Here is a 4,794-nt window from a genome sequence, read left to right as displayed (position 1 = left end):
GCACGGGGTCGAAGATGCGGGCCGCGATCTCCCGCGTCGCGATGCTGTACAGGTCGAACGAATACGGCACGGCAGTCACCAGCGAAGTGGTCTTCAGCATGCTGATGACCTCGTTGCCCGTCGGCGGGATGATGACCCGCATCGCCTGCGGCAGAACCGTTCGCCGCATCGTCATCACCCAGGACATGCCCAGTGCCGTCGACGCCTCCGACTGACCCTCTGGCACCGAAGTGATTCCGGCGCGGATGATCTCGGCCATGTAGGCGGCCTCGTTGAGTGCCAGTCCAAGGGTCGCGAGCAGGAACGGGATCGACAGTGCCTGCAAGTTCAGGTGGAAGAACGAGGGTCCGAACGGAATGCCCAGCTGGATGTTCTGGTAGATCGTCGGCAGCAGGCCCCAGAACACCAGCTGTACGTAGATGGGCGTGCCACGAAAGATCCAGAGGTACACCCAGGACACCCAGCGGAACACCGGGTTTGGCGACAGCCGCATGACAGACACGATCACGCCGATGACGATCGCCAGCACCATCGAGTAGATGGTCAGCTGAAGGGTGTTCCAGACCCCCAACATGATCCGCTCGTTGAACAGATACGCGAAGTAGGTCTTCCACCCGTAGGCGGGGTTGGTGGCCGCTCCGTAGACGAAGAGCGCGGCGAGGACGATGATGACGCCCGCCGCCACCCAACGCCACGGATGGCGAAGGGGGATGGCGTCAATGGCGGCCGGACCCTCGGGTGGCGGCGGAGCGACATCGGTCACGAGCGGTTCGCGATCAGCTGATCGCCCCGTTGATCACGGGCTTGTCGATCATGCCCTGCTCGACACCCCAGTTCTTGGCAATCTGCTCGTAGCTGCCGGTCTCGATGAGGTGCTGCAGGGCCTGCAGCAGCGACTGGGCCAGCGGCGATCCCTTGGCCACCGGCCAGCCGTACGGCGCCGAGTCGAAGATCTCGCCTGCCGCCTCGAGCTTGCCGTTGCTCTGCTTGATCGCATACGACGTCACCGGGGAGTCCGCGGACATCGCATCGGCCTGGCTGAGTACGACCGCATTGGTCGCGGCATCCTGCGAGTCGAAGCTCACGATGTCGATGGCGGGCTTACCGGCGTCGGTGCAGGCCTTGCTCTTGGCGGGTAGCTCGTCGGTCTGCTGGACCGTCGTGGCCTGCACGGCGACCTTCTTGCCGCACGCGTCGTTGGGGTCCACCGGGGTGCCGGGACGCTGGGCCCATAGCGACCCCGCCGAGAAGTAGGTGACGAAGTCGACCGTCGCCTCGCGCTCCTTGGTGTCGGTGAAAGACGACATCCCGACATTGAACGTGCCGCCCTGAATGGACGGGATGATGCGGGCGAAGTCCGCTTCGCGGTATTCCGTCGTCAGCCCGAGGGTGCCTGCAATGGCGTCCATGAGGTCGACGTCGAACCCGACGATCTTGCCGCTCGGGTCCTTGAATTCGTTTGGTGCGTAGGGAATGTTGACGCCGACGATCAGCTTGCCCGACGACTTGATGGCCTCGGGGACGGTGCTGGCGATGTCATCGACCTTCTCGGCCGACGCGGCGGTGCTGCTGGTGGTCGGCGATCCGCTGTCCGTGGGGCTCGAGCATCCCGACAGGGCAAGGGCGCCCGCGGCGGTGAACACCATCGCATAGCGCCACAGTTTCCCCCGTCGTGTGCTTCCGCCGTTCTGACATGCATCTGACACGGTTGTCTCTTTCTTTCTGCATCGGGTCGCCTTGCGTCATCTCCGGGCGATGACGTTAACGACCTTGGACCCAGCGCGCATAGCCGGTAACGAGACATTAACGACACCGACAGCACAGCGACGGGTGTTCAGCCGAGTTCGCGAGCCCGACCGACCCGGCCGGCCGAATCGCACGAGTCGCAGCTATGTTGTGCCACACTGCGCGCATGGAAATCACCGCCACGCCTGCGATGTTGCCCCATCTCTGGAAGGCAACGCTCGCCTCCGGAGTGCTCGCGCTGATCCTCGGCGCACTGGTGCTGTGGCGGCCGGGCGCCGCCATCATCGTCACAGCCATCTTCTTCGGGGCGTACCTGCTGATCACCGGCGTTTCCCAAGTGGTGCTCGCGTTCAGCGTGCGCAACTCGTTCGCCGGCCGCCTGTTGTTGTTCATCAGCGGCGCAGCGGCGTTGGTGCTCGCGGTGCTGTGCTTCGTCAACCTGCAGAACTCGATCGATCTGCTGGCCATCTGGATCGGTGTCGGCTTCGTGTTCCGCGGTGTGGCTACCCTCATGTCGGCGATCAGCGATCCGTCGATGCCCGGTCGAGTCTGGGAGATCGTGATCGGCGTGATCACCCTCATCGCCGGCATCGTGATGTTCACCGCTCCGTTGGAGAGCCTTCTGGTGCTGACTCAGGTGACCGGCATCATGCTGGTCGTCATCGGCATCATCGAGATCGTGACCGCGTTCGGCATCAAGAAGGCGTCCTCCACCAGCGTGTGAACCTGGCTGGACCAAATTTCAGTGCGCTCGCTGACAACGAGTGACCAAAGTCCCTTTGGGAAGCGCGACTTCACTACTACAATTTGTCGTAGTTAACCGCGGCCCCGGGAGCAGGTCAGATGGACGCCCTAGACGTATCACGGTGGCAGTTCGGCATCACGACCGTCTACCACTTCATCTTCGTACCGTTGACGATCGGGCTTGCGCCGTTGATCGCGGTGATGCAGACCGTGTGGGTGGTCACCGGAAACGACGCCTGGTACCGCCTGACCAAGTTCTTCGGCAAGCTCTTCCTAATCAACTTCGCCCTCGGCGTCGCCACCGGCATCGTCCAGGAATTCCAGTTCGGCATGAACTGGAGCGAGTACTCCCGATTCGTCGGCGACGTATTCGGCGCACCGCTGGCAATGGAAGGCCTCGTCGCCTTCTTCTTCGAGTCGACGTTCATCGGCCTGTGGATCTTCGGGTGGACCCGCCTGCCGCGGCTGGTGCATCTGGCCTGCATCTGGATCGTCGCGCTGGCGGTCAATGCGTCGGCGTTCTTCATCATCGCGGCCAACTCGTGGATGCAACACCCGGTTGGTGCGCGCTACAACCCCGAGACCGGGCGCGCCGAGCTGACGAGCATCGTCGAGCTGTTCACGAACAACACCGCGGTGGCGGCCTTTCCACACGCCGTCTTCGGCGCGTTCCTGACCGCGGGCACCTTCGTGGCCTGCGTCTGCGCGTGGTGGTTGGTGCGGTCTAGCCGGACGAGAAGCGAAACGGGCAGCGACGACGCCCGCACCATGTACCGGCCTGCGACCATTCTCGGCTGTCTCGTCGCTGTGGTGGCCTCGGGAGGGCTGGTGTTCACCGGCGACGTCCAGGGCAAGCTGATGTTCCAACAGCAACCCATGAAGATGGCGTCGGCCGAATCGCTGTGCCACACCGAGATCGACCCCGACTTCTCGATCCTCACTGCGGGCACCCACAACAACTGCGACAGCGTCACGCACCTCATCGAGGTGCCCTTCGTGCTGCCGTTCCTCGCCGAGGGCAAGTTCGATGGCGTCCGCCTCGAAGGCGTGCAAGACCTTCAGCAGCGATACGTGGAGACCTACGGGCCTGGCGACTACCGACCCAACTTGTTCGTCACCTACTGGTCCTTCCGCGCCATGATCGGCCTCATGGCCGTGCCGATCCTCTTCGCGATGGCGGCGCTGTGGCTGACCCGCCGCGGGCGGATTCCCGATCAACGGTGGTTCGCGACCTTGGCGCTGCTGACGCTGCCGACGCCGTTCCTGGCCAACAGCGCGGGCTGGGTGTTCACCGAAATGGGTCGACAACCGTGGGTGGTGGCGCCCAACCCCACCGGCGATCAGATGATCCGACTCAACGTCGCCGACGGCGTCTCCAACCATTCGGCGGCCATGGTGCTGACGTCACTGATCGTGTTCACCGCCCTCTACGCGGCGCTGGCCTGCATCTGGTTCTGGCTGATCCGGCGCTACGTCGTCGAGGGTCCACTCGAACACGACTCCGAACCGGCGCCCCCGACCCCGCCAGGGAAAGACGACGTCGCACCCCTGTCGTTCGCGTACTGAGGAGACCGGCATGGGACTACAGGAATTCTGGTTCATCGCACTAGCCGCGCTGTTCGTCGGCTTCTTCGTCCTCGAAGGATTCGACTTCGGCGTCGGCATGCTCATGGAGTTCTTCGCACGGCGCGCGCCATCGGGCGAGGGCGAGCAGCACAAGCGGGCCGCCCTCAACACCATCGGCCCGGTGTGGGACGGCAACGAGGTCTGGCTGATCACCGCGGGCGGGGCGATGTTCGCCGCGTTCCCCGACATGTACGCCACCGTGTTCTCGGGGCTGTACCTGCCGCTGCTGGCGATTCTCGTCAGCATGATCGTCCGCATCTGCGCCATCGAATGGCGCGGCAAGATCGACGACCCGAAGTGGCGGTCGTGGGCCGACGTCAGCATCGCCGTCGGCTCGTGGATCCCGGCAGTGCTTTGGGGAGTGGCATTCGCCTCGCTGGTGCGCGGGCTTCCTGTCAACGCGGACAAGCAGATCGCGTTGACCTTCGGTGACGTCCTCAACCCATACACGCTGCTCGGCGGGCTGGCCACCGCTGGCCTGTTCGCCTTCCACGGCGCCGTGTTCGTCTCACTGAAGACGGAGGGCGTGGTGCGCGATGACGCCGTCGGATTCGCCGGTCGCCTCGCCCTGCCCGTCACCGTCGTGGTCGCCGGGTTCGGACTGTGGACCCAACTCGCGTACGGCAAGGACTGGACGTGGTTGGTCCTCGGCGTCGCGGTCGTCGCCCAGATCTCGGC

5 protein-coding genes are annotated in these 4,794 nt (G+C 64.4%); 3 read left to right on the top strand and 2 right to left on the bottom strand.

Going from position 1 to position 4,794, the window contains the following annotated elements:
• Positions 1-763 (bottom strand): amino acid ABC transporter permease (locus tag ABW137_RS36550; RefSeq protein ID WP_526407979.1); only part of this gene is annotated, 763 nt, incomplete at its 3' end.
• 13 nt (positions 764-776) lie between these two features.
• Positions 777-1,646, bottom strand: coding sequence for an ABC transporter substrate-binding protein (locus ABW137_RS36545; protein ID WP_526407981.1), 870 nt, complete (start codon positions 1,644-1,646; stop codon positions 777-779).
• 266 nt (positions 1,647-1,912) lie between these two features.
• Between ABW137_RS36545 and ABW137_RS36540 the strand changes: the two genes are divergently transcribed.
• From ABW137_RS36540 to cydB, 3 genes are all read left to right on the top strand, one after another.
• On the top strand, positions 1,913-2,470 hold the full coding sequence (locus tag ABW137_RS36540; RefSeq protein WP_526407977.1) for an HdeD family acid-resistance protein: 558 nt from the start codon (positions 1,913-1,915) through the stop codon (positions 2,468-2,470).
• 119 nt (positions 2,471-2,589) lie between these two features.
• Positions 2,590-4,056: a cytochrome ubiquinol oxidase subunit I gene (locus tag ABW137_RS36535; RefSeq protein ID WP_526407975.1), complete on the top strand. Its 1,467-nt coding sequence runs from the start codon at positions 2,590-2,592 to the stop codon at positions 4,054-4,056.
• 10 nt (positions 4,057-4,066) lie between these two features.
• Positions 4,067-4,794: cytochrome d ubiquinol oxidase subunit II (gene cydB / locus ABW137_RS36530; protein ID WP_526407973.1), on the top strand; the 728-nt coding region annotated here is incomplete at its 3' end.

Origin of the sequence: Mycobacterium sp., from assembly GCF_040509115.1 — a bacterium.
Taxonomy (GTDB): domain Bacteria; phylum Actinomycetota; class Actinomycetes; order Mycobacteriales; family Mycobacteriaceae; genus Mycobacterium.
This window is presented reverse-complemented; position numbering and strand designations above follow the sequence as displayed.

Bases quoted from the DNA above. Each gene is read 5' to 3' on its own strand.
- ABW137_RS36535 (WP_526407975.1), top strand. From the start codon at position 2,590: ATGGACGCCCTAGACGTATCACGGTGGCAGTTCGGCATCACGACCGTC.
- ABW137_RS36545 (WP_526407981.1), bottom strand. From the start codon at position 1,646: ATGGTGTTCACCGCCGCGGGCGCCCTTGCCCTGTCGGGATGCTCGAGC.
- ABW137_RS36540 (WP_526407977.1), top strand. From the start codon at position 1,913: ATGGAAATCACCGCCACGCCTGCGATGTTGCCCCATCTCTGGAAGGCA.